The organism is Novosphingobium aureum (assembly GCF_015865035.1).
In the GTDB taxonomy this organism is placed as follows: domain Bacteria; phylum Pseudomonadota; class Alphaproteobacteria; order Sphingomonadales; family Sphingomonadaceae; genus Novosphingobium; species Novosphingobium aureum.
This window is the reverse complement of the sequence record NZ_JADZGI010000001.1, coordinates 2,187,846-2,210,784: the sequence shown is the minus strand read 5'-3', so window position 1 is coordinate 2,210,784 and position 22,939 is coordinate 2,187,846. Positions and strand designations below refer to the sequence as shown.

At 65.5% G+C, this 22,939-nt stretch carries 20 protein-coding genes; 11 read left to right on the top strand and 9 right to left on the bottom strand.

From position 1 onward, the window contains the following. The first annotated feature begins 83 nt into the window (after positions 1 to 83). From I5E68_RS10435 to I5E68_RS10405, 7 genes are all read left to right on the top strand, one after another. Entirely contained in the window at positions 84 to 1,568 is a 1,485-nt protein-coding gene (locus I5E68_RS10435; protein WP_197163550.1) for a flavin monoamine oxidase family protein, read from the top strand. Between the two features lie 24 nt (positions 1,569 to 1,592). Then, a complete protein-coding gene (locus tag I5E68_RS10430; RefSeq protein ID WP_197163549.1) occupies positions 1,593 to 2,735 on the top strand; it encodes a DUF3089 domain-containing protein in 1,143 nt (380 codons plus the stop codon). Between the two features lie 191 nt (positions 2,736 to 2,926). Further along, positions 2,927 to 3,325 carry a c-type cytochrome gene (locus I5E68_RS10425; protein ID WP_197163548.1) on the top strand — a complete coding sequence of 133 codons (399 nt, stop codon included), beginning with the start codon at positions 2,927 to 2,929 and terminating at the stop codon, positions 3,323 to 3,325. Between the two features lie 2 nt (positions 3,326 to 3,327). Continuing rightward, the gene (locus I5E68_RS10420) at positions 3,328 to 4,257 is read left to right on the top strand and encodes an alpha/beta fold hydrolase (protein WP_197163547.1); all 930 of its coding nucleotides are present in this window, start codon (positions 3,328 to 3,330) and stop codon (positions 4,255 to 4,257) included. 154 nt (positions 4,258 to 4,411) lie between these two features. Next, complete coding sequence (locus I5E68_RS10415) at positions 4,412 to 4,978, top strand: ureidoglycolate lyase (RefSeq protein ID WP_197163546.1); 567 nt, start codon at positions 4,412 to 4,414, stop codon at positions 4,976 to 4,978. Positions 4,979 to 4,983: 5 nt separating this feature from the next. Further along, positions 4,984 to 5,340: a hypothetical protein gene (locus I5E68_RS10410; protein WP_197163545.1), complete on the top strand. Its 357-nt coding sequence runs from the start codon at positions 4,984 to 4,986 to the stop codon at positions 5,338 to 5,340. A 38-nt stretch (positions 5,341 to 5,378) separates the two neighbouring features. Continuing rightward, complete coding sequence (locus I5E68_RS10405; RefSeq protein WP_197163543.1) at positions 5,379 to 6,563, top strand: class I SAM-dependent methyltransferase; 1,185 nt, start codon at positions 5,379 to 5,381, stop codon at positions 6,561 to 6,563. Between the two features lie 62 nt (positions 6,564 to 6,625). Here I5E68_RS10405 and I5E68_RS10400 read toward each other — a convergent pair whose 3' ends face one another. The 9 genes from I5E68_RS10400 to I5E68_RS10360 form a co-directional block, all read right to left on the bottom strand. Continuing rightward, complete coding sequence (locus I5E68_RS10400) at positions 6,626 to 7,636, bottom strand: amidohydrolase family protein (protein WP_197163541.1); 1,011 nt, start codon at positions 7,634 to 7,636, stop codon at positions 6,626 to 6,628. Between the two features lie 59 nt (positions 7,637 to 7,695). Then, complete coding sequence (locus I5E68_RS10395; protein WP_197163539.1) at positions 7,696 to 8,664, bottom strand: alpha/beta fold hydrolase; 969 nt, start codon at positions 8,662 to 8,664, stop codon at positions 7,696 to 7,698. After that, positions 8,664 to 9,653 carry an alpha/beta fold hydrolase gene (locus I5E68_RS10390; protein WP_197163537.1) on the bottom strand — a complete coding sequence of 330 codons (990 nt, stop codon included), beginning with the start codon at positions 9,651 to 9,653 and terminating at the stop codon, positions 8,664 to 8,666. Before I5E68_RS10390 ends, I5E68_RS10395 begins: the two co-directional genes overlap by 1 nt. 83 nt (positions 9,654 to 9,736) lie before the next feature. Further along, the gene (locus I5E68_RS10385) at positions 9,737 to 11,155 is read right to left on the bottom strand and encodes a spinster family MFS transporter (RefSeq protein WP_197163535.1); all 1,419 of its coding nucleotides are present in this window, start codon (positions 11,153 to 11,155) and stop codon (positions 9,737 to 9,739) included. Positions 11,156 to 11,157: 2 nt separating this feature from the next. After that, complete coding sequence (locus tag I5E68_RS10380) at positions 11,158 to 12,174, bottom strand: phosphotransferase enzyme family protein (protein WP_197163533.1); 1,017 nt, start codon at positions 12,172 to 12,174, stop codon at positions 11,158 to 11,160. Then, positions 12,128 to 12,976: an alpha/beta fold hydrolase gene (locus I5E68_RS10375; protein WP_197163524.1), complete on the bottom strand. Its 849-nt coding sequence runs from the start codon at positions 12,974 to 12,976 to the stop codon at positions 12,128 to 12,130. The genes I5E68_RS10380 and I5E68_RS10375 overlap by 47 nt, the downstream gene beginning before the upstream one ends. 188 nt (positions 12,977 to 13,164) lie before the next feature. Beyond that, complete coding sequence (locus I5E68_RS10370; protein ID WP_197163522.1) at positions 13,165 to 15,714, bottom strand: TonB-dependent receptor; 2,550 nt, start codon at positions 15,712 to 15,714, stop codon at positions 13,165 to 13,167. A 457-nt stretch (positions 15,715 to 16,171) separates the two neighbouring features. Beyond that, positions 16,172 to 17,578 (bottom strand): MFS transporter, encoded by a 1,407-nt coding sequence (locus I5E68_RS10365; protein ID WP_197163520.1) that lies wholly within the window; start codon positions 17,576 to 17,578, stop codon positions 16,172 to 16,174. Continuing rightward, positions 17,575 to 18,441, bottom strand: a complete 867-nt coding sequence (locus I5E68_RS10360) for an alpha/beta fold hydrolase (RefSeq protein WP_197163518.1) — start codon at positions 18,439 to 18,441, stop codon at positions 17,575 to 17,577. Before I5E68_RS10360 ends, I5E68_RS10365 begins: the two co-directional genes overlap by 4 nt. Before the next feature lie 119 nt (positions 18,442 to 18,560). On the opposite strand from I5E68_RS10360, the gene I5E68_RS10355 reads away from it, so the two are divergent. From I5E68_RS10355 to I5E68_RS10340, 4 genes are read left to right on the top strand one after another with little or no spacing between them, the layout of a single operon-like run. Further along, positions 18,561 to 19,862, top strand: coding sequence for a M24 family metallopeptidase (locus tag I5E68_RS10355; RefSeq protein ID WP_197163516.1), 1,302 nt, complete (start codon positions 18,561 to 18,563; stop codon positions 19,860 to 19,862). Further along, positions 19,859 to 20,707, top strand: a complete 849-nt coding sequence (locus tag I5E68_RS10350) for an LLM class flavin-dependent oxidoreductase (RefSeq protein ID WP_197163514.1) — start codon at positions 19,859 to 19,861, stop codon at positions 20,705 to 20,707. The genes I5E68_RS10355 and I5E68_RS10350 overlap by 4 nt, the downstream gene beginning before the upstream one ends. Next, positions 20,707 to 21,933: an LLM class flavin-dependent oxidoreductase gene (locus I5E68_RS10345; RefSeq protein WP_228726921.1), complete on the top strand. Its 1,227-nt coding sequence runs from the start codon at positions 20,707 to 20,709 to the stop codon at positions 21,931 to 21,933. The genes I5E68_RS10350 and I5E68_RS10345 overlap by 1 nt, the downstream gene beginning before the upstream one ends. After that, entirely contained in the window at positions 21,930 to 22,934 is a 1,005-nt protein-coding gene (locus I5E68_RS10340) for an alpha/beta fold hydrolase (protein ID WP_197163511.1), read from the top strand. The genes I5E68_RS10345 and I5E68_RS10340 overlap by 4 nt, the downstream gene beginning before the upstream one ends. Positions 22,935 to 22,939: the final 5 nt, after the last annotated feature.

Sequence of the window (22,939 nt, the reverse complement as noted above, 5' to 3'; positions counted from 1 at the left end):
GCGGCCAGCAGGCAGGCCCGTCTCGCTCGTGCGATCTGGGCGCGGAACACATCCTCTCGAGAGATTTCGAGAGGAGACAGCCAATGATCACCCGTCGCCACCTTGTCGGGGCAGGGGCGCTGGGCGCTGCTGCCCTTGCCATGCCGCGCATGGCCTTCGCAGCAGAGCAGGCCGATGTCGTTATCGTCGGGGCGGGCCTTTCCGGGCTGCATTCGGCCGAGCTGCTCAGTGCGCTCGGCATGCGGGTGGTGGTGCTCGAGGCTGGAGCGCAGGTCGGTGGCCGGGTGCAGACGGTACAGACGGCCGATGGCCCGATCGACGTGGGCGCGAGCCAGATCGGACGCAGTTACGCCCGCGTGCTCGATGCGGTGCGCCGCCACGGCCTCGAACTGATCCCCGAGGACCGCGACTTGCTCGGCTTCGGCGCGCATCTTCAGGATACCTGGGTCGACCCGGCGGACTGGGAGAACAACCCGCTCAACGGCACCGTCGGTGACGAACGCGCCATCAATCCGATCCTGATGGGGCAGGCCGTCATGGCCAGGCACAACCCGCTCAAGGAAGTCGACGAGTGGCTCGATCCGCGCTTTTCCGCCTCCGACATCTCGCTGCGCCAGCTGATGCAGCGCGAGGGCTACAGCGAGGCGGCGATAGAGCTGGCGGCAATGTCCGCGCCCGGCATCGGCATCGACGAGACCTCGATGCTGCGCATGTGGCAGGAAGCGACGCGCGGCAGCATCGACCGGCGCGTCGAGAGCGCACCTGCCGAGGTCGAACGCGACCACCCCTTTGGCGAGGCCAATGATCGCAACCTGGTCGACGGGCTGGCCTCGATCAGCAACATCGTCGGCGGATGCCAGAAGCTCCCCCTCGCGATGGCGGCAAAGCTTGGCGATGCGGTGCGCACCGGCAAGCGGGTCGCGGCGATCGACATGAACGATGCCGGGGCAAGCGTGTCGTGTACCGACGGCTCGGTCTACAAGGCGCGCTTCGTGATCTCGGCACTGCCCTTCACCGTGCTGCGCAACATCGCGATCACCGCGAGTAGCGACAATCCGCTTCAGCGCCAGGCGATATCGACGATGCCCTATGCCAATACCGCGCGCATGTATCTCACCGTCGAGAAGCCGTTCTGGAAGGAAGACGGACTTCCCGCCTCGTTCTCGAGCGATGGTCCGATCGGCATGTTCTGGGGGATCGACAACCATACCGGCGAAGGCCAGCACCGCGCGATGATCGTGATGGTGGGCAAGGTCGCACAGGCGATCTCGCGCATGCAGCACGAGGAAGCGGAGGCCTTCGTCCAGAGCGAGCTGGTGCGCATGCGCCCTGCCGCGAAGGGGCTCCTGCGCTACCAGACCTACAAGGACTGGGCGCGCGACCCGAACCAGCTGGGCTGCGGGTTCAGTCTCGCTCCCGGGCAGGTCAACGCCTTCGCGCGCACGATGACCGATCCCTGGCAGGTCATGCACTTTGCCGGCGAGCATACCCGCAGGCTCGATTTCGGGATGGAATCGGCGATGGAGTCGGGCGAGCGTGTCGCCATCGAGATCGGCGAGCGTGCCTGAGCGTCAGGGCTGGAGATGAAATCCGTGAAGATACTGCAGAAACTCTCGCGCCGTGCGTACAGCCGTGCGTACAAGGGCGCTGCGCTGGCGCTTGTGATCTCGGTGGGGAACGGCGCACTGTCGCTTCCGGCACGCGCCGCCGATGGAGCGGCGCAAGTTGCTCAGCAGGCCGTCGCACCTCCCGATTACGATGATCCCGCGATGTGGGCGGCCGGTCCGGGCGGAGCGGGGCCCGCGGGTGCGCTGCCGCAGGGGGCGAGCCCGGCCGCAAGGGATCCCGGGGTCGACGTATTCTACGTCCACCCGACCACGTTTCGTTCCAAGAAAGGAAAGTGGAACCAGGATCCGCTTGATGCGGTTGCGAACAAGTGGACCGACGAGAGCGTGATCCAGCGTCAGGCGAGCGCCTTCACCGGCTGCTGCACGGTCTGGGCGCCGCGCTATCGGGCAGCGAGTTCCAACGCGCTGGGCTCCGCAGATCACCGCGACGCCGCCTATGCCCTTGGCTACTCGGATGTCGAGCGGGCCTTCGACTGGTTCCTCGAGCACGTCAGCAAGGGCAGGCCCTTCATCATCGCCGGGCACAGCCAGGGCGGCAAGCATGTCGGTGACCTGCTCGAAAAGCGCATCGAGGGAACAGCATTGGAAGGGCGCATGGTCGCGGCCTACATCATCGGGATCAATCTGGCCGAGGGCGACTTCGGGTTGCGCTTCAAGTCCACGCCGGTCTGTGCGAAGGCCGACCAGACCGGCTGTGCGATCCAATGGAATGCGGTGCTGGCCGGGGCCGATCTCGCTCCGCTGGTCGCGGCCTATGAGAAGTCGTTCACTGACGTACATGGCGATGTGGCCGGCAGCAGGCCCTTGTGCATCAACCCCGTGACCTTCGATCGCGACAGGCCCGCCGCGATTTCCTCGCAGGCGCTGGGCGCAGTACCGGGCGAGCCGGGCTTCGGGCCGATGCAGCCCTTGCACAAGGGGGCGGTCGCTGTGCGCTGCGAGCAAGGGCTGGCGGTCGTCTATCCCGCCCCCGGACTGGGACTGAAGCCATTGCCCGGAGGGGTCATGCATTACCATGATGTCGGACTGTTCTGGGCAGACCTGCGCGCCAATGCTCAATTGCGCACGCAAAGTTGGCTTGAGGCCCATAGTGCGGGCGTCAATTAACTTACCGGCTATTCGGTGCGCGGATAGTCCGCAAGGATGGCGTCCCGGGCACATGGGGCGCCGGATAATAGATTGACCGCTTAGGGATTGTCCGTTTCGCCCGCGCGCAGTGCAGCTTTCAGAAAGGTTGCAGTTGCTAGTCTGGGCGCGACAACAAGGAACATCCCACCAGGAAGGATAGAACGGTTTTCATGAGCAAGTTCATCGCAGTTTCGACCCTCACCGCGGCGGCCGCCGCAACCTTCGCGCTCGCCTCGGGTACGGCTTCGGCAGCGGGTCAGGACCCGGCTGTTCGCGGCAAGGCGATCTTCATGCGCTGCATGGCCTGCCATACCGTCAACAAGGGCGGCGCTAACAAGGTCGGTCCCAATCTCTCCGGCGTGGTCGGGCGCAAGGCGGGTTCGGTCAAGGGCTTCAATTATTCCGCGGCAATGAAGAAGGCTGCGCCGACCTGGGATCAGGCCACGCTCGACAAGTGGCTCACGCGCCCCGCAAGTGTCGTGCCCGGCACCTCGATGGTCTTCGCGGGTTTGCCCAAGGCGGAAGATCGTGCGGCGGTCATCGCCTATATCAAGAAGGCGGGTTCCTGATCATGGCTTCGGGGGCATCGGTTTCGCGCCGCGCACTGATCGGTGCGGCATCGCTCGGGCTTGGCGCCTTGACGCTGTCCCCGGGACTTGCCCGCGCGGTGGTTGCCGGTCAGCCCCCGGCAAAGCCGGCCAGCGCGACCCTGCTTGCCCCGGGCAAGCGTGAGGTCGCGATCAGCGAATGGGTGCCGCAAGGCCCCGTACGCGGCACCATCCTGTTCTCCCACGGCGCCGGCTCGGCACCCTGGTACTATGCGCCTTTCGTCGATCCCTGGGTCGCTGCCGGTTACCGCGTGCTCGCCCCGCTGCACGTGGACTCGCGCGAGCATCCGCACACCAAGGACTATCCCGGTCTTGCCAGCTGGAAGACGCGCATCGAGGACATGCGCCTGCTTATCGACCATATCGGCGATACGCCATTCATCGCGGCAGGGCATTCCTATGGTGGCCTGACAGCGCTCCTGCTCGGGGGAGCACAAGGTGTTGCGCCGGAAGGGATCGACTTGCCCTTCGTGCCGCGCCTCGCCACGGCGGTTGTCGCCTTCTCGCCGCCCGCACCGGTCCCGGTGCTGATGACCGAGGAGGGCTATGGCAAGCTCGCGGTTCCCGCGCTGATCCAGACCGGCACGCTGGATATCGTGCCCGGTATCACCAGCGAAGACCCGGAAGGGTGGAAGGGCCACCTCGTTCCGTTCCACGCGGCGGCCGAGGGCGGTGCGCGCTACGGGCTGGTACTCGAGGGCGCCAACCACTACTTCGGCGGGGCGATCTGCGATCCGGGTCAGCCTGGCCCTCTGCAGCTCGCCCAGTGCGATCTCGCCAGTCGCTATGCAGGCCTGTTCATTGAGGGACACGGGCTCGGCAATAGTGACGCAGCAGCCGCGCTCGATGCGCGGGTGACACAGGCCCTGCCGGCAAGGCTCATGGCCCGCTGACCGTTTTCGCCATGTTCCTGTCCGCTTGTCGGACAAGAACATGGCAAGTGACCGTGCCCGGACATGGTCATGCATGATCGCGCCAACACCACCTCGCGCAGCGGGTCATGCCTGCAGCGCAGGCACAATTGACGGGAGCGCAGGGACAGCCATCATGACGCAAACCACGGTAATCAAACTCGAAGTCGAGCCGGCCAGCGCCGAGGCGCTTGCCCCCTTCGGCGACATCGTTGGACGCGACGCGCCGGTCGAGCCGGTCAGCGTCGACTTCTACAAGGGGGCGGTGCGCATGAGCTACCCGACCCGCTTCCTGTCCGAGCACCCGGTCGAGATGACGCTCGCGCAGATGGTCCGCCGCGAGCCGGAAGTGCGCTACATGGAGCGCCACTTCCAGCATACGCAGGCGTTCCTGCCGCTTGGTGGCAAGCCGTTCATCGCGGTCATGGCGCCGCCGTGCGACGGCGACCTGCCCGACCTTTCGCAAGTGCGCGCGTTCCGCTTCGACGGGACCGCCGGTTTCGCGCTCAAGCTGGGCACATGGCACGAGTTTCCCTTCGCGATCGAGGACGATACCGACATCGTCGTGGTGCTCTCGAGCCAGACCGGCTATGATCTCAAGGCCAAGGATGCCGAGACCGAGGAAGCCCATGGCCCCGATCTCGACAAGAAGGATATCGTGGCGCGCACCGGCCACGTGTTCCGCTTCGAGCTGACGGAGTAAGCACCATGGTCGAACGCAAGAACCGCGAACGTATCGCCCGCTCGAAGGGCAGCCAGCCGGTCGTCTTCGAGAACCAGACCGTCGATGCGCTGGCCAGCATGGTGCTCTCGCTGATGAGTGAGGTCGTGGTCCTCAAGGACCGCCTCGATGCCAATGAGCGTCTGCTCGCGGCGCATGGCCTGCATGGGCCTTCCGATGTCGACGGCTTTGCCCCCGACGGCGAGGCCAAGGCCTACCGCGCCGCGTACCGCGAGGGCATCTACGACCGCGTGCTGGGCGCGGGCCGCGACAAGCTGGTGCCTCAGGCACTGGCCGACCAGAACGATTACGAAGGCGTGCTCGACGCGGTGACGCGCGACTGAAGCTTCGCAGCAGACCAATATTTCGGCGGGAGACGGCCATGGAACAGTACAAGCAGGACCATTTCGGCCACGCGGTCATGCCGCAGGCCAACCACGACGAGCAGGCGCTCGAGGATCACTTCCTCGCGATGCGCGCGTGGACCAATCGCAACATCGATCCGCTCGACCGACGCCTGCTCGACGAGGTGATCGTGCCCGAGATCGAGAAGGAGACCGGGACGCGGCCCACCAGCAGCCGTCAGGTGCGCCAGAAGCTCGAGGCGCACCCGCTGCACCAGTACTGGCTGACGCTCTCGCTGCACTATCAGGACCGCATCTGGTACGGCCTCGATGCGGCCATCGACCGCCAGTACGACGCCCTGTCCGAGAAAGTCGCGGCGCAGGTCGCGAGCCCGAAGGGCACGCTGCGCCTCAACCCTGACCTGGAAATCCCGCGTTACATCGCCGCCTTCGACCATCACCGTATGCCCGGCAGCTACGTGGTCGATACCTCGGACTTCGATTTCCGGGCCGGCGCGCTCTACGACCGTTTCGCCTCCACGTACCTGCGCAACCTCAATGGCGGGTGGAAGAACGACGGGCGCGGGCACACGCTCGCGAGCCACGTACGCGACTTCTATCCTGACTTCCAGCCAAGGCGCATCCTCGACATGGGCTGTTCGGTCGGCCACTCGACGCTCGCCATCGCCGAGGCCTTTCCCGATGCCGAGATCTATGCGGTCGACGTCGGCGCGCCGATGCTGCGCTATGCCCATGCCCGCGCCGAGGCGATGGGCGTGCCGGTGCACTTCAGCCAGCAGGATGCCGAACATACCGATTTCGAGGATGGCTTCTTCGATCTCGTGTGCTCATCCGCCGTTCTGCACGAAACCTCGGCCAAGGGCATGCGCGGCGTCTTCGCCGAGAGCCATCGTCTGCTCCGCCAAGGCGGTGTGATGTGCCACGTCGACGTGCCGCCGCGCCACGAGCACCTGTCGCTCTGGGACCAGATGCGCTGCGATTTCGAGAGCCACTACAACAACGAACCGTTCATGACCTCGCTCGCGCGCACGGACTGGACGAAGGTGGCGCTCGATGCCGGGTTCGAGGCAGAGGCGATCAAGGTCGGTTATCGCAAGGGCACGACCTGCCTCAAGCCCGACCGCGACGACTTCTTCACCGAGGGCCATCCCGAGGGCCGCGCCATGATCGGCAGCTGGTATGCCTGCAGCGCGGTGAGATAGGATGCGACGCGGCTGACCGCGGTCCTTTCCGGGCCACGCGGGCAGCTACGCTTCGCCGCCCCTTACAGCCGGTAGGTCGAACGGGCCGTGTTCTGGTAGAGCGCGGCCTTTTCGCTGTCCGAGCAGCCTTGCGTCACCAGCTTGAAGGCATTCCAGATCTGCCCGTAGCTCGAAACCGATGAATTGGCGGGCCAGTTGCTCTCGAACATGCAGCGCTCCGGCCCGAAGGCTTCGATCGTGGTCTCGATCCAGCGCCGCCAGTCCCTGGCCAGCGCTTGCGAGGTTACGGGTGTGGCGGCGTCGCGCTGCCAGAACGGTCCGAGGCCGCCGATCTTGGCGACGACATTGGGCAATTGCGCAAGCGCGACGATGTCCTTGCGCCAGGCTGCGAAGACCTCGTCCAGCTTTCCGGCGTAAGGCCCGATGCCGAGCGGCGCACCGAGGTGTTCGAGCACGAAGCGGTTTTCCGGGAAGGCCCGGGCGAGGGCGGTGACCTGTTCGATCTGGGGGTGAAACTGCCAGGTCTCGAAGCTCAGGTCATGGCGCGCGAGGTGGCGCAGGCCCTCGCGAAAGGCGGGGCGTTCGAGCAGGTGTGGATCGGGCCCCATGGCCGCGAGCGGGCCATAGGCATCCCAGGCGATCGAGTTGCGCACCCCGCGAAGGCGCCCGCCGGCAGCCTCGGCATGGGCATCTATCAGGGCTTCGAGCGGCGTGTGCGCAGCAAGGTCGATGCGGGCGACGATCCCGCCCGAGACCCTGAGCGGGCCATACCGGCCTGCCTGCTGCGCGACATAGGCGGTCTCGCCGAGTGAGCGCAGCGGCGCCGGTCCGTCCTCGCGGTACATGATCGAGCATTCGATGAAGACACTGTCGTGTACGGCATGGCCGCTGGCTGCGACATCGGCGGCGAAATCGGCCGCCCGGTAGCGTGGGCGAGGATCGTCTGCCTCGCGGTAGTCGCGCAAGTGGAAATGAGGGTCGATGATCGGCAGGGCCGGTTCGAGTGCTGGTTCTGGTTCCGTGCTGGCCGGGGGTGCGTGCTCCTGCGAGCGCACCTCCCCGGAGTGCAGCATGGCCACGGCGCCAAGCGCTCGCGCGCCGTGGCCAATGAAACCTCGCCTGCTGGCTCTCTTCACTTGGCTGTTACGCGCTCGAGGAAGGGCTCGAGCCGTTCGAGCGAGCGGGCCGGGCAGTCGAGCGGCATCATGTGACCGCACGAGGGTACGACTTCGAGGGTCTTGTCACGCGCGGCGAGTGCCTCGAACGCCTTGACGCCGTGTGTCTCGAGCGTCGTCTCGTGATCCTGCGCCGACCACAGCAGCAGCGTGGGGGCAGTTATCCGCGCGAGGTCCGCGCTCGTTCGCTCGAGCGAGCTGGCGGCGAAGACGTCCTTGGCGACCTGCGGATCGCGCATCATGCGGTTGTTGATCTGGGTCCAGCGTTCGACGACTTCGGGCGTGACCCGCGACTTGTCGACGACGTTGGCGAGCAGGATCTGGCGCCAGTACTCCTCGCCATGCCAGCCCGGGTGTGTCTGGTCGGCAGCGAGCGCGGCCTTGAGCGTCTCGGGCAGGGTCGAAAAGTCGAGGTTGATCTTGCCTGCCGCGATATTGGCAAGGACGACGGCCTGCACCCGTTCCGGCCTTGCTGCGGCATAGGCTGCGGTCGGGGTGCCGGCGCTCGAGGTGCCGATGATGGTGAAGCGCTCGATACCGAGCCGATCCATGAGGCCGTCGACGATCCGGTTGCGGTGCTCGATCGAGTAGTCCCCCGAGAGGTTCGGACCCGAAAGGCCGGCGGGCGACTGGTCGAAGCGGATCACGCGGTAGTGCCGGCTCAGCACTTTCGCCCATTCGTCCCACTGGCGCAGGCTGGCAAACGAACCGTGCAGGAGCAGCAGCGGCGGGCCCTTGCCTTCGTTGACGAAGTGGACGGGTTCGCCGTCGATCTCGACAAACTGCGAGGCGGGCAGGGCATAGGCCGCACGCAGTGCAGCATCGTCGAGGAAATCGGGCTTCGTGTCCTGCGCGCCAGCGGCGAGCGGGAGGAGCAGCGCGGCAAGGGCGCCGAGGCTGGCGTGAAGGGATTTGCTGCGCAGCATCACGCGTCGCCCCCGGGTGCGGGGATGGTCTTGTCGAGCCACTGGCGCAGGTCTGCGGCGGTTTCCTCAGGCAGCTCGAGCATGGGGTAATGGCCAAGGTCGGGGTAGTGGATCAGATCGACGCTGGTGCCGGTGAACTGCTTGACCGCATCTGCGGCAAGGTACTTGGGCAGGACCGGGTCGGCATCGCCCCACTGCAGCAGGATCGGAGCCTTGACCTGCGCTGCCTCGTCGCCTGCGCCCTTGGCCCATACCGCCTTCTTGTTGGCCTCGTAGTAAGCGCGCACCTTGTCGAACCCGCCGGGGATGTTGTTGGTCTGGTAGTACCATTCGACCGTCTCGTCCGTGAGGCGCTCGGGACGACCGTAGAGCTCGGAGAGCGACTGGCGGTAGTAGAAGGGCGGGTAGTAGTTGGGCACGAGAGTCTCGTGGGTCCAGACCATCGACCACATCAGCTGGCTGAAGTCGGTCGTGGGCGGAGCGGCGAGAGGCAGGGTCGAGAGCGCGAGCGCGGTGACCTTCTCGGGATGAGCCGCCGCGTAAAGGGTCGAGATCGTCGCGCCGCTGGAGGTGCCGACGAGCGCGAGCTTGTCGACGCCCTTGGCCTCGAGAATGGTCTCGAGCAGGGTGACGATGCCGGGCATGCCGGTCGAGGGCGCGCTGTCGGTCGAGAGGCCGTATGGCGGCCAGTCGAAGCGTATGACGCGGTACCTGTCGGTGAGCTTGGCGGCCCAGACGTCCCATTCGCGCAAGTTCGTCATCGAGGAGTGCATCATCACCACGACCGGCCCGTCGCGTGGGCCTTCGTCGCGGATGTGGATGTTGGCGGTGCCGTATTTCTCGAAGGTCGAGGGCGGGGTCGCCTGTGCGGCCTTGACGCTTTCGTAGGACGGGTTCCACCAGCCGAGCCGCATCGTGCCCAATGCCAGCGCTGCCAGCACGATGACGCCGAGCAGTACTAGCGCCACGCCCTTGAATAGCCGCCTCATTACGTCGTTCCCCCCGATAGTTTCGATGATTACTTGAAAAATAACGGGGCGCATCGCTGTCTGTGCGGGCGCCCCGTGTGGTGTCAGTCCAGTTCTCCGTCGATCAGCGCGGCGCATTCGCTCGTCCCGCTCGCGCGCGCCTTGCGCATCGCTCGCCAGGACAGCGCGTAGAGCCCTGCCGAGATGAGAACGAAGGGCAGGCAGACCGAGGCGATCGACCAGCCGACGAGGTTCTCGTCCTGCAGGACCCGCTGGGTGAAGGTCGCCACGAGCAGTGGTCCCAAGCTCGCGCCCAGGATCGTGTTGAGGACCAGGGTCAGCGAGATCGAGCTGCCGCGCATGCGTGGCGGCACGACCGACTGCAGTGTCGCGAACATCACCGTGCCGATTACCGAGAACACCGCGTTCGACGAGGCGATCATGATCGAGGCGACGTGAAGGTCGCTCGAGACTACCGCGAAGATCGAGGGCAGCGCAAAGAGCGGTGCCAGCGTGAGGATCGCGAAGCGTGTCATGGTATTGCCCGAACGCATCGCGCGGTCGAGCAGTGTGCCGCCAAGCAGCGGACCGAATGCGGAAAAGACGATCGAGACCGGGCCCAGGAAGCTCGCCATGAAGGCCGCGTCCGCGCCGTAACTGCGGATCAGCATGGTGGGTGCCCACGACATCGAGCCGTAGGCGACGGTGAAGACCAGCGCGAAGGCGAGATAGAGCGGAACGAGCACGGCGCGGTTGCGCCAAAGGTAGGCGGCTTCGGCGGCACCCGGCGTGCGCGGGACACCCTGTACCGCCGTGTCCTGTCGTGGCGGCTCGCGGGTGATCAGCAGCATGATCGCGGCGACCAGCAGGCCGATGGCTCCGAAGATCACGAAGACCATGCGCCAGGGTACGAGATGGCCGACGAACGGCAGGCCGTCGAACGTGCCCGCCGACGCAGTGGCGACAAGCAGGCCGGTGACCGAGATGGCGATGCCGTTGGCGAGACCCTGGCCCATCATGTAGACCGAGATCGGTCGGCCGCGCCGCTCAGGCGCGAAGAGGTCGGCGATGAGCGAGATGGCCGCCGGCCCCAGTGCCGCTTCACCCAGCCCGACCAGCAGGCGAGCGCTGAACAGCCAGCCGAACGTCTGCGCGAGACCGCTGCCGATGGTGGCCACGCTCCACAAGGCGATCCCGCCTGCAATCAGGTTGCGGCGCGAGATGCGGTCGGCGAGCAGGCCCATGGGCAGGCCCATGAAGGCATAGAAAAGCCCGAAGGCGAGGCCCTGCAGCAGGCCGATCTGCTCGTCCGAGATGCCGAGGTCGCCACGAACCGGGTCGACCAGAATGTTGAGGGCGGCACGGTCGATGACCGAGAGGATCCCGGCCAGGAACAGCATGCCCACCATGATCCAGCCCTTTGCCGGAGACGGGCGCGGCTCGTTCGCGGTGAAAGCCGGAGCCGCTGGCGCGGCTCCGGCAATCGTCGTGGTATTGGGCGTCGCGGTGACGGGATCCCTCATGATCAGAGCAGACCGGCGGCGCGTGCGCGGGTCTTCACGTAATCGCCGAGCCAGTCGAGATTACGGAAGCGAAGCGTGCCACGCCCGACCGCGGTCGAGCTATGCGCCATGCCCGCGATGAGGCGGAAGCACTTGGCCATGAGGAACAGTTCCTTGTTGTCCTTTTCCTCCTGGGTGAAGGGGCGCACGCTCTCGTAGCCGCTCTCGAAGGCTTCACCGATCTTGGGGTCGAAACCGTAGAACAGGTTGCCCCACACGAAGTTCTGGACGTCCTGCATCATGAAGTCCTCGCCCGCCGCGTCGAAGTCGAGCAGGGTGATCTTGCCGTTCTCGTCGACGTGGACGTTGCTGGGGTGGAAGTCGCGGTGGCACACGCCCAGCGGCACCTTGCCCGATGCGGCCAGTTCGTCGAGGCGCTTGTCGAGGTTGGCGGCGATGATCGGGAAGTCGCGCAGGTCGTCCGGGCGATCGTAGACGAAGTCGATCAGCGCAGGCATGCAGATGTTGTAGTCCTTGGCCGTGTCGGTCGTGAACACGTGGTCCTTGCCCGCCCAGTCGTTGCCGTGCAGGTGCATCTGCGCCATCGCAGCGCCGATGCGGAAGGCGGTTTCCTCGGAGAGGCATTCACCGAACTTCACGCCGTCGGCCCAGTCGTACATCGCGATCGCGCGCTCACCCTCGGGCGAGTTGACCTTGAAGTACAGCGCGCCGTCGTGCTGCGGCACCGCGACCGAAGCCGGGAAACCGATCTTGCGCAGGTAGTCGAGGAAGTTCAGCTCGTATGCGACATCGTCGACGTCGCGGTAGGTCTTGCGCCAAACGCGCAGGGCATACTTGGTGGTCTCGTCCTGGACGAGGTAGACGTCGTTCATGCCGCGATAGAGCAGGAAGCAGGTCAGCTCACCCTCGATCGGGAAGCGGCGGGCCACTTCGCGCGCGATGAAGTCGGGGTGCAGGACCGAGTGCGAGACCTCAGCGGTCGGAAGGTCCGTGTTGATCGAAGAAGTTGCGCAGTTCATTGGCTAATCTTTCAGGTGCTACGTCGAATATGTCCCGATCCAGCTCGGGCAATTCGCGTATGGTGCAATTCTGCATGGTTCCGGCTGCCTTGAGCGATACCGCCTGGATATCCTCGGCGGGCTGCAGCAGGAACGCGGGCTGCTTTACCAGGGCGAGGCGTTCGTAGTCGTAGGACCACACTCCCTTGTAAGCCCAGGTGAAGCGATCAAGGACGCGGGCCTTGTCGGCGAAGTTGAATACGGCTTTCTCGAGCGCGACCTGCTGGTCCCTGCTCTTGACGACATAATTCCACAAGTTGCCGAGCAGTTCGAGCACGACCTTGCCGTCCTCGTCGGGCCTGGGGAAGGTTTCCGCATAGGCCAGCTTGTCTGCCAGCACCTGCGCGTCGAACATTGGAATCCCCGTGAGCGAGACCGACCGCACGCGGTCGGGCCTTGCGATCGCAAGCTCGCAGCACAGCAGGGTGCCAGTGTGAAAACCGTATAGATCGACCGGACCGGTCAGCTCGCCGCTCTCGGCAAGCGCATCGAGCGCATCCGAGAAGGCCTCGGCATAGCCTGCCATTCCCGGCGGGGCCGGGGGGGCATCCGACATTCCGTAACCGGGCGTGTCGAAGGCATAGACGAGGCGATCCTTGCCCAGTTCCTCGATGAGGGCCTCGTACTCGTAAGACGAGGACGGGTTCTGGTGAAGGAGCACGACGGGTGCATGGTCCGGGTTCGCCTGGCCGGCGGTGCGGTAATGCATGTGGCCGAAGCGACATGCGGTATATCCACGGCGAACCTTGATGAAACTGGTCATGCGGTGATGGTGCTGACATCGGCGGCGCAAGGCTCGCGCTCGCTCTGCTTTGTCCGCTGTGCGGTGATGCGGGCCCTCTGCCTGGGTGTGGCGGGCCAGCTTCAAACGCAACAGGCCGGGAGACGAACTCCCGGCCTGCGCTCTTGGTGTCCTTGTCGCCCCTGCCCGAAGGCGCGGCGACAGGTGGCTCAGAACTTGTAACCGGCCTTGATGCCCCAGGTCCGCAGCTCGGGAAGTGCGAGATTGAGATAACCGTAGGACTGTGCGGCGAGGAAGAAGCTGGGCTCGAGCAGCGCGTTCTGCGCCACCGAGGTGTACTGCTTGTTTTTGAACAGGTTGGTCACGAAGCCTTCGACGGTGACGTCGCCGTAGCTGAAGCCGACCCTTGCGTTGACCTGCGTGCGGCCCTTGATCCAGGTCAGGTTGCCGGCATCGACGTACTGCTTGGACTTGTAGCCGGCGTCGCCGCGCACGAACCATGAGCCGTTGTCCCAATCGGGAATCTGGCCGGTGTACATCATGCCAAGGTTGGCCGAGTACTTCGAGCTCAACGGAAGCTGATTGCCGCGGAACTCGTCGCCTTCGAGCCCGGTGCGCAGTGTGATCGCCGGGTCGGAGAAGCTGCGGATCGAGCTCGAGTTGATCGCGCCCGAAGCCGTGATCGAGAGGCCCTCGAAAGGCTCTGCGAGCACGTCCAGCTCGAAGCCGGTCATGCGTGTCTTGCCCGAGTTGGCAACGCCGGTGACGATCGTGACCACGTCGGTCGCGGGATCGACGAAGAACACCGAGCGGGTGTTATGCTGGTTGCTCCAGTCGGCAAGGTAGAAGGCCGAGGTAACCTGCAGGTCTCCATTGAGGAAGCTGCCCTTGAGGCCGACTTCGTAGTTCGTCAGCTTTTCGGGCTGGACGATGACGCCAAGCCCGATCGACTGGCCGGCCTCGAACTCGGCCTGGGTGCCCGAGAGGAAGCTGGTGTTGAACGAGCCCACGCTCACGTTCACCGCCTTCGACCAAGAGGCGTAGACCATCATGTCGGGCGAGACGTCGTAGTTGAGGATCACGCGCGGCAGGAAGTTCGAGAAGGTCTTGGCGTAGAACGAGGTGAGCGGATCGAACGAGCCCGAGGGCAGGTTGAAGTTGCTAGCCGCATCGTCGGAGATGGTGAGCCCGCGGCCACCGGCGAAGGCATAGACCTTGTCACGCTGCCAGCGACCCTCGACGCTGAGCGTCAGCGCGTCGGTGAAGTCGTAGGCGGCACTGCCGAAGACGCCGATGGTCTTGACCTGCTGCGGCGGGCTCAGTGCGCCGGCATTGGGCGAGACGCCGTAAGTCTCGTAGTTGAACACGCTGACGAGACCGCTGTCGACGTCGGTGTCGAGGTAGGAGGCGCCGAACATCGCGTGCAGCGGGCCGCCGTCCTCGAAGGTCAGGCGCAGCTCCTGCGAGAAGTCCTTGTTGCGGCGCTCGACAAGGTAGGGGAACGACCAGTAGTCGCGTACGCCCGGGATGAAGGCGGCTGCCGAATTCGCGAAAGCGACGCTGTCGTAGTTGTCGAGATCGGCGAGCTCTGAATAGTACTCGTTGTTGTAGCCGGTCAGTGACGAGAGCGTCAGGCCACTGTCGCCCAGCTCGTAGTCGATGCCGAGATGGAAGTGGTAGTATTCGCGGCGCAGACCATAGCCGCGCGTGCCGATACCGTTGCTGTCGATGCGGTTGGTCGGATCGGACAGGATGCTGCCGAGCAGGGCGTCCGAGGTGGTGTTCTGCGCAGGGCCGGCCATCAGGCCCGGGACGGCGCCACAGACGTAGGGCAGCCCGTTAAGCATGCAGTTCGCTTGCCCCGGCACGACGACCGAGCCGGCGTTGGAGCCGCTGAAGTAGGGGATGTTGACTGCGCCGTTGTTCGAGCGCAGCTCGTAGGCCGAGACCATGCCCTGGGCCGAGGGGCCGTCGTTATCGCGGCTGTACATGCCCATGGCCTTGACCGTGAGCGCAGAGCTGGGCGTAAACACGAACTGGATCGTGCCGACGTCGGTCTTCTGGTCGCCCAGCGTCTGGTTGGGATCGGCCTGATTGACGTAAGAGCCGCTCTTGCTCATCGAGCGCCCGGTAATGCGCACGCCCAACACGCCGTCCACCAGCGGGCCTTCGAGCGCGCCCGAAATGTCGAAGTTGTCGCGAGTGCCGACCATTGCACTGATCGCACCGCCGAACTCGTCAGCCGGGGTCTTGGTCACGATGTTGATCGCACCGGCAAAGGCGTTGCGGCCGAAATAGGCGTTCTGCGGCCCCTTGAGCACTTCGATGCGCTCCGGGTCGGTGATGCTCATCAGCGCCGTTGCCGAGGCGACGGGCACACCGTCGAGGAAGCTGGCGGTGAGCGTCGAGCTGGTCGTCGAGGGCGTCATGCCGCGCAGCGAAATCTGCTGGAAAGAGCGGTCGTTGCGTCCCGAATTGGTGTTCGAGACATTGATGCCGGGCGTGTTCAGGACGACGTCGTTGATCGACTTGATGCCGCGCTGTTCGATTTCCTCGGCGCTCAGCGCGGTGATCGCGATCGGCGTCTCGAGAAGGGTTTCCTCGCGCTTGCGCGCGGTGACCACGATTGAGGTTCCGGTCTGTTCGGCCGCAGGCGCGCTCTGCTGGGCGAGAGCGGGTTGCGCGAACCCGAGCGCCAGGACGCTGGCCAGAGCGATCGTCGATGCAGTAGCGACCCCGTGAATTTTCCCATTCTTCATAATAGAACACTTCCCCACTTGTTTATTCTGATATGGGGCGATGAACAGGTGTGTATTCCGGTTCATCGCAAGCGATCCTAGCGAGTAACTTTGCGTGGACAGCCATGTGCACGTAAAAAGTGTACTGGTTGGTTCGGGAAAGGTTCTTGGTAGTTCCCTTCCTTTGCGCCTGCCTCGTCTGCCCCCATGAGACGAGTCGCCAGTGCAGGACCACGAAACGAGGATCGCTTCTAATTCACCGGTTCCATGGGGGGACATCTCCAGTATTCGCCAGTCGGATGAAGATAGGCCTCTCCTGCGCTGAGGCTGCGGGTTGAGGTCCGCTGGTGCGCTCACGAGAAGTGGGTCGACGCGACTGCATAAGTGACTGGAAATGTATACGAAAAAGCGCCCCGCGGAGGATGTCCGGGGGCGCTTCGAAGGTGGTGGGAGCGCCTTGTGGCGCGAAAGACACTGGTCAGGTCAAAGTGGTGCCGGTCCCCTCGACGGTGGCAAGACGGGCGGCGGCGAGCTTGTCCTCGTCAAGATCGTAGGCCCACAGGAACAGTCCGTTGATGGCGAACATGATCGCTGGGATCACCGCGAAGCCGAGCGTGAGCGCGAGGATCGCACTATCGGGCTGTTCGACGATCTTGCCGCCGGTGGTCGGTACGTAGTGCAGCGCCTCGAGGAAGATGCCCAGCACCGCGACACCCAGCGCGTAGCTGACCTTCTCGATAACCGCGATGGCGCTGGCGAGCAGTCCCTCGCGCGCCTCGCCGGTAACGAGCCTGTCGTAGGACTGGGTGTCGCCCAGCATCGAGATCGCCATCAGGATAATCGCGCCCGAGCCGAGGCCTCCGAAGGCACCACGCACGATGATCCCGGCGTTGGTGATGGTGTTGTCGGCGAAGAGCCAGCTCAGCGTCACCAGGCAGAAGATGATCACGCCCATGAGATAGGTCTGGCGTTTGCCGTAGGTCTTGCCGGTGCGCACCCACAAGGGCATCGCGCAGGCCGTGGCGATGTTCTGGGTGACCGCGAAGACGATGAGGCCGCTATAGCCCACGCCCAACACGTTGAGCATGTAGAGCGCCATGGTCGAGGCGACCGAGGCGAACGAGAGAAACTGGAAGACCTTCGCACCCAGCAGCATCATGAACGGACGGTTGCGGGCGATCGCGCGGATCTGCTTGGGTCCGGGAAGGTGCGTGCCTCCGCTCGGTTCCTTGTCCTTCTGCGCGGGGATCGACAGTGCGGTGGCGGTCATCGCGCCGCCGATGATCAGCGCCATCACAAGGCCCATCGTGGCAAAGCCCGAGCGGCCACCACCGCCGCTCTCGATCAGCCAGCCGGTCCCGGCGAGCGCGAGCAACTGTCCGATCGAGACGAATACGGTGCGGAAGCTGATCAGCCGGGTACGCTCATGGAAACCCTCGGTCAGTTCGGCCGGAAGCGCCATGTAGGGCACGTTGAACAGCGAATAGGCGAGCGAGTAGATCAACAGGCCAGCGCTCATCCAGATGATGAGCCAGGTCTGGGTCATGACCGGCGGCGCGAAGAGCATGAGGAAGGCGACGATCGAGAGAAGAGCGCCTGCGGCCAAGAACGGCTTGCGCCGTCCCCAGCGCGTGCGGGCGCGATCCGAGAGCGAGCCCACGGCAAGGTCGATCACCGCATCGGCCAGCTTCGAGATCATCAGCAGGTAGCCGGCGATCTGCGGGGACTGGCCAAGGACGGTCGACATCATGAGCGGGAAATAGGTCGAGACGGCATTGAGCATGATCGACACCCCGACGGTGCCGATGCTGAAGCCCAGGCACAGCTTCGTCGTGAGCCTGGCGTGTCCGGTCTCGCCCTGCTGTGCAGGTGCCAGAGTTGTCATGTGTCCGCTTCTCCAAGGAACGCGCCGATCGCGTCGGCTTTTGCGGCGGGCGATCCCGCCGTCGACGCGGCTTTGCCGTCGTCGAGCAATTCGAGGGCCCGCACCACGGACTCGTTGAGCAGGGCCAGTTCGGTCTCCGGCTTGAGCAGCAGCGTCGGTGCCTTGACCAGACCCATGCGTTCGAACGCCTTATAGCGGAACGCGGCGATATAGGGCTTGGGATAGGTGTCGAGTGTCTTGAGGACGTCGAGCGTGATGCGGTGCAGCACTTGCGGCGGCGGCATGCCGACTGCAAGCCGGTGCTCGGGGTCCTTCATGAAATGCGGGAAGAACAGCGCCTGGTCGCGGCAGAAGTTGAACGCCCAGATCAGATGGCGGCCATATTCGTCCGGTTCCACCACCGGTGCGTAGTTGGCGATGACGGCCTCGCGCAGGTCGTCTGCATATTCGGTGATGCCGTCTAGCACCAGCCTGCGCACGCGTTCGGGGTGGCCTGCCGCCATCTCGCAGGCGATGCGTGCGCCGGTGTGCGTGCCATAGACATCGACCTTGTCGATCCCCAGCGCATCGCACATGCGCACCATTGAATCCGCGAAATAGGCGATGTCCGGCTCTGGCGGGAGCGGGGCGACCGAGTCCCCGTTGCCCAGCGTGTCGGGAGCGAGGATCTGTCCCTGGCAACCTGCGGCGCGCAGCGCGAGCATGAGGTCCTGCATGAACCACGAGGAAGCGGGCGATGCATGCAGCAGCAGGACTGCCGGAGCAGTGTTGTCCTCGGCGGGCAGGCACCTGAGATGCAGTTGCCCTTCCTCGAGCCGGACGAAGGCGCGTTCGATGTTCGAAGCGGGTGATTGTTCAACCATGGGACCGAGCCTATCGGTGTGCGGCGCAGACCCCATGGCGCAGACCCTCAATGACCGGCAGGCGGACAGGTTGATCCGAAATGCCGACGCGCCCCCCATGCCCGCGCCATCCTTGGGGCATGACAAACGATTTTGGGAACGACGACGGCGCCTTGCTGGCGCGGCTCGAACGCGAGGGGCCGATGAACGTCGAGCGGGCCATTGCGGTGATGGAGCGTCACGATCTCGATGGGCTCGTGCTTGGTGACCCGGTCAACGTGTTCCACGCGCTTGGCCACTGGCCGCAGATCGGCCGTACCCGCATGGCGCAGCCGCCGGGCACTTTCGCTCTCATCGCCCGCGAACGCCCCGGGCAGTGGGGACTGGTTACGAGCCGCTTCCTGCATCACTATAGCTGGGCCGACGGGCGCGAACGCGATGACGTTGCCTGCTGGCTCTATACCCAGCTCGGCGACGAGGGTGACGAGACGCTGCAGCAGGTGCCCGATGGGCCGGTCCTGCCACTACGCCAGGATGCACCGCAGACCGCTGTCGAGACGCACCGCTCGAAAATCTCGGCGAGCCAGGCCGGGGCGCAGGTCGCGACCGGCGATGCAGGCGCTGCGATCGTTGCCGCGATGCGCGGGCTCGGGCTGTGGCAGGGCCGGATCGGTTTCGACCACGGCGTGATCGCAGAGGTCGCCGCGCGTCACGAGCATCTCGGCGCGATGGTGCAGGCCGACAACATCCTGCGCGAGATCCGCCTGATCAAGTCGCCGCTGGAGCGCGCGCTCATGGCCCGCGCCGCGCGCGCCAACGTCGATGCGCTCAATGCTGTCGGTCAGGCGATCCGCGCCGGCGCCAGCCACTTCGAGCTCATGGCGATGTTCCGCATGGAAGCGGCGCGGCGCGGCAATACCGCGGTGTTCCTCAACGTCGACCGCGTGTCCTCGGATCTTTCCTCGATCAAGGTCGCCGACGGGCAGACGCTAATGCTCGACGGGGTCAGCAGTTTCGCCGGCTATCACGGCGACTTCGCGCGCACCGTCTTCGTCGGCGAGCCGACCGCTACCGCGCGGCGCGCGGCCGAGGCCTCGGCCTTCGGGTGGCAGGCCGTGCGCGAGCAGCTGCGCCCGGGCATGCGCTATTCCGAGATCGTCGCGCTGGGCGAGGATGCCCTGCGCAAGGCCGGACACACCGCGCTCGTCGGCTTCGGCCCGCACAGCGTCGGCCTCGCCCATACCGACGAGCCGGGCGAGAACCACGGCGGCTTCTGGCGCAAGCCCGACATCGTGCTCGAGCCGGGCATGATCCTCTCGGTCGATTGTCCCACTCTCGATACCGGCATCGGCGGATCGGCACATTGCGAAGATCTCGTGCTGATCACCGATGACGGTTGCGAACCCATCCATCCCCTTCACGAACCGGTGATTGTCGTATGAACAAACCCTTTATCGTGTCCGCCTCGATCGCGGACCCGCTCCTTGCCGTACCCGAGACGGGTAAGGCCATTCTCGATGCGGCAGAGGCCACCGGGCTCGACCTGCTGGTCGTGGGCCGTGCGGGAGCGCGCCCCTTCGACGCGCAGGTCGTGCTCGCCTGGGCCGCACCGATGAGTGCACGGATCGGCCTCGTCGCCACGGTGCCCGCATCGAATGCGCACCCCTTCCACGTCGCCCGCGCGCTTTCGGCGGTCGACTTCCTGAGCGCGGGGCGCACGGGCTGGTCGGTGATCCCCGAGGGCGCCGAGCAAGGCATGGCCGAGGATATGGTCGGTGCCGCGCGTGCCTTGTGGGACGGGTGGGGCAGCGATACGCTGATCATCGACAAGGCCTCGGGCCGCTATCTCGATGCGAGCAAGGTCAAGGCCTCGAATTACGAGGGGCCCTTCTTCAAGGTCGCCGGGCCGGTCAACGCCATGCGACCGCAGGTCGGCCAACCTGTGCTGGTGGTCGATGCGGCGGCTGCGATTGCCATCGAGGATGCCGACATCGCGCTCGTCGACGATGCAGGCGAGGCAACCGGCGCGACCAAGCGCCTGCTCAAGGTCGATGCCTCCGCCGACATGGCCGCGATCGCCGCGCGCTTCGAGGCCGGTGAAATCGACGGCGTCCACTTCACGCTCAGCGATGCCATGGCCGAACTACCCGCAATCGCAACGCTCTGCGCCGACTTGCGCGAGGCGCACCCGGCCGGACCGGGCAACCTGCGCGAAAGTCTCGGTCTGCCGCTGCCTGCAACCGCCTCCAACCAGCCCGACGGCGCCCGCGTCCCGGAGATCGCATGATGACCAAGCAAATTCACCTCTGGGCCTTCCTGCAGGGCATCGGTTTCTACCCCACCGCCTGGAAGCACGAGCGGGCACGTCCCGCTGGCGTGTTCTCGATGGACTACTACGCCTCGGTCGCGAAGCTGGTCGAGAAGGGCTGCTTCGATGCGATTGTCTTCGGTGACCAGCTGCAGTCGCGCGGGGCAGGTGGGCGCACCCCCGAGCGCATGGCCATGCCGACGCTCGATCCGGTCACGCTGCTCACCGCGATGGGGGCGGTGACCCGCCACGTGGGCCTCGTCGCGACCATCTCGACGACCTTCAATACCCCCGAGATGCTGGCCGAACGCTTCGCCACGATGGAGCGCATGACCGGCGGGCGCGCGGGGTGGAATATCGTTACCTCGGTCCACCCCGATACCGCGGGCAACTTCGGTCTCGACGAGATGCCGCCCAAGGGCGAGCGCTATACCAATGCCGCGGATGTCGTGGCGAAGGCCTGCGAACTTTGGGCTCAGATGGACCGCGCCGGTCCTGCGCTTCCGCAGGGACGTCCGGTGCTCGTGCAGGCCGGCCAGTCGCCGCAGGGCCGCGACTTCGCGGCGCGCACGGCCGAGGCCATCTTCTGCCCGGCAGCTACCATCGAGGCGGGTGTCGAGTTCCGCAACGACCTGCGCTCGCGCATCGCCGCGGTTGGGCGCAACCCCGATGGCACCCGCGTGATGCCCGGCCTCTCGTGCGTGCTGGGCGGCACCGAGGACGAGGCCCGTGCCAATCACAAGGCGATCATGGATCTGGCCGATCCGGCACTGGCCATCGAGTATCTCTCGGAATCGCTGTGCTGCGACATGACCGGATTCGATCCCGAAGCGCCGCTCGATCACGAGCACGTCATCGCCAATACCCTGCTGCCCGCCGCCGACGTCGCGCGCGCGGTCACCCCGGCAGGCGAGGCTGGCACGCCGCTGCGCGAATTCGCCATGAACTTCATGCTCAATCCGCGCGGGCACAACGTGTTCATCGGTACGCCCGAGCAGATGGCCGACATGATGATCACCTGGCGCGACGAGGGGGCCTGCGACGGCTTCACCCTGCAGCCCAGCTACATGCCGGGCGGGCTCGAGGACTTCGTCGAGGGCGTCATTCCGATCCTGCAGCAGCGTGGTCGCTACCGCACCGAGTATCCCGGTTCCACCCTGCGTGAGACGCTCGGGCTCTCGCCGCGCGTTGAAGACGCGGCATGAAGGCTCTGGGCAAGGTCCTGATCGGGCTGGTCCTTCTCGTCGCGGCGTTTGGGGTTGCAGTGCTTGCACTGCGCCTCGGCGCCGGGGCGAGCGACCGCGCCGAACTGGCGCGCAAGTGGGCGGACGGCCCTTCGCGCTTCGTCATGGTCGACGGCGTGCGCATGCACGTTCGCGAGGAGGGGCCCGAGGACGCTCCGGTCGTGGTCCTGCTTCACGGCTCGATCGTCAACCTGCACGAGTGGGACGGCGTCGCCGAGCGGATGAAGGATCGTTTCCGCGTCGTGCGCTTCGACTGGTCGCCCTATGGGCTCACCGAACCCGACCCGAGCGGTGTCTATTCGACGCCGCGTTCTGCCGAACTGATGGACAAGCTGCTCACGCAGCTCGGCTATGATCGCTTTGCGTTGGTTGCAACGTCGAACGGTGCCAATGTCGGCCTCGAGTACAACCGTGCCTATCCCGGCCACGTGAGCGCGATGGCGCTCTCGATCCTGCCGCTCGAGCGACCCAGCCAGACCCGCAAGGTCGATTGGCGTCTGGTGTGGATGCTCAAGTTCCACAACGCGGTGCTGCCCAACTGGCGCTCGCACACGTTCTGGCGCCTGATGCTGGAAGACACCACGCCTCCCGGCTTCGAGCCCACCGATCGCATGGTCGACCAGATCTACGACATGAACAACCTGCCCGGCGCGCTCGATCGACAGGCGCAGTACATCAAGGCCAACGTCAAGCTGTTCCAGAACTCGGACGTTGGCGCGGTGGCCGAGAGCGTGATGGTCCCGGTGCTGATCCAGTGGTGCGACTACGACGACGTCATCTCGCAAGGTCCCGCGGCCTCGGTCGCGCGCTTCACCAACACCAGCGTCGATCTCATCGAATACCCCGACCTCGGGCACTTTCCCATGTGGGAGAATCCCGAGAAGTTCACCCGCGACATCAAGGCCTGGCTCGACCGGGTCGGTGATCCGGGCAAGTCGCTGCCTTCGGGCGAACAGCAGTAATTTAC

Excerpts from the sequence above, each read along its gene's own strand:
- I5E68_RS10365 (WP_197163520.1), bottom strand. The coding sequence starts at position 17,578 with ATGACAACTCTGGCACCTGCACAGCAGGGCGAGACCGGACACGCCAGG.
- I5E68_RS10350 (WP_197163514.1), top strand. The coding sequence starts at position 19,859 with ATGAACAAACCCTTTATCGTGTCCGCCTCGATCGCGGACCCGCTCCTT.
- I5E68_RS10425 (WP_197163548.1), top strand. The coding sequence starts at position 2,927 with ATGAGCAAGTTCATCGCAGTTTCGACCCTCACCGCGGCGGCCGCCGCA.
- I5E68_RS10405 (WP_197163543.1), top strand. The coding sequence starts at position 5,379 with ATGGAACAGTACAAGCAGGACCATTTCGGCCACGCGGTCATGCCGCAG.
- I5E68_RS10355 (WP_197163516.1), top strand. The coding sequence starts at position 18,561 with ATGACAAACGATTTTGGGAACGACGACGGCGCCTTGCTGGCGCGGCTC.
- I5E68_RS10375 (WP_197163524.1), bottom strand. The coding sequence starts at position 12,976 with ATGACCAGTTTCATCAAGGTTCGCCGTGGATATACCGCATGTCGCTTC.
- I5E68_RS10385 (WP_197163535.1), bottom strand. The coding sequence starts at position 11,155 with ATGAGGGATCCCGTCACCGCGACGCCCAATACCACGACGATTGCCGGA.
- I5E68_RS10435 (WP_197163550.1), top strand. The coding sequence starts at position 84 with ATGATCACCCGTCGCCACCTTGTCGGGGCAGGGGCGCTGGGCGCTGCT.
- I5E68_RS10360 (WP_197163518.1), bottom strand. The coding sequence starts at position 18,441 with ATGGTTGAACAATCACCCGCTTCGAACATCGAACGCGCCTTCGTCCGG.
- I5E68_RS10380 (WP_197163533.1), bottom strand. The coding sequence starts at position 12,174 with ATGAACTGCGCAACTTCTTCGATCAACACGGACCTTCCGACCGCTGAG.
- I5E68_RS10420 (WP_197163547.1), top strand. The coding sequence starts at position 3,328 with ATGGCTTCGGGGGCATCGGTTTCGCGCCGCGCACTGATCGGTGCGGCA.
- I5E68_RS10410 (WP_197163545.1), top strand. The coding sequence starts at position 4,984 with ATGGTCGAACGCAAGAACCGCGAACGTATCGCCCGCTCGAAGGGCAGC.
- I5E68_RS10395 (WP_197163539.1), bottom strand. The coding sequence starts at position 8,664 with ATGCTGCGCAGCAAATCCCTTCACGCCAGCCTCGGCGCCCTTGCCGCG.
- I5E68_RS10340 (WP_197163511.1), top strand. The coding sequence starts at position 21,930 with ATGAAGGCTCTGGGCAAGGTCCTGATCGGGCTGGTCCTTCTCGTCGCG.
- I5E68_RS10345 (WP_228726921.1), top strand. The coding sequence starts at position 20,707 with ATGACCAAGCAAATTCACCTCTGGGCCTTCCTGCAGGGCATCGGTTTC.
- I5E68_RS10415 (WP_197163546.1), top strand. The coding sequence starts at position 4,412 with ATGACGCAAACCACGGTAATCAAACTCGAAGTCGAGCCGGCCAGCGCC.
- I5E68_RS10390 (WP_197163537.1), bottom strand. The coding sequence starts at position 9,653 with ATGAGGCGGCTATTCAAGGGCGTGGCGCTAGTACTGCTCGGCGTCATC.
- I5E68_RS10400 (WP_197163541.1), bottom strand. The coding sequence starts at position 7,636 with ATGCTGCACTCCGGGGAGGTGCGCTCGCAGGAGCACGCACCCCCGGCC.
- I5E68_RS10370 (WP_197163522.1), bottom strand. The coding sequence starts at position 15,714 with ATGAAGAATGGGAAAATTCACGGGGTCGCTACTGCATCGACGATCGCT.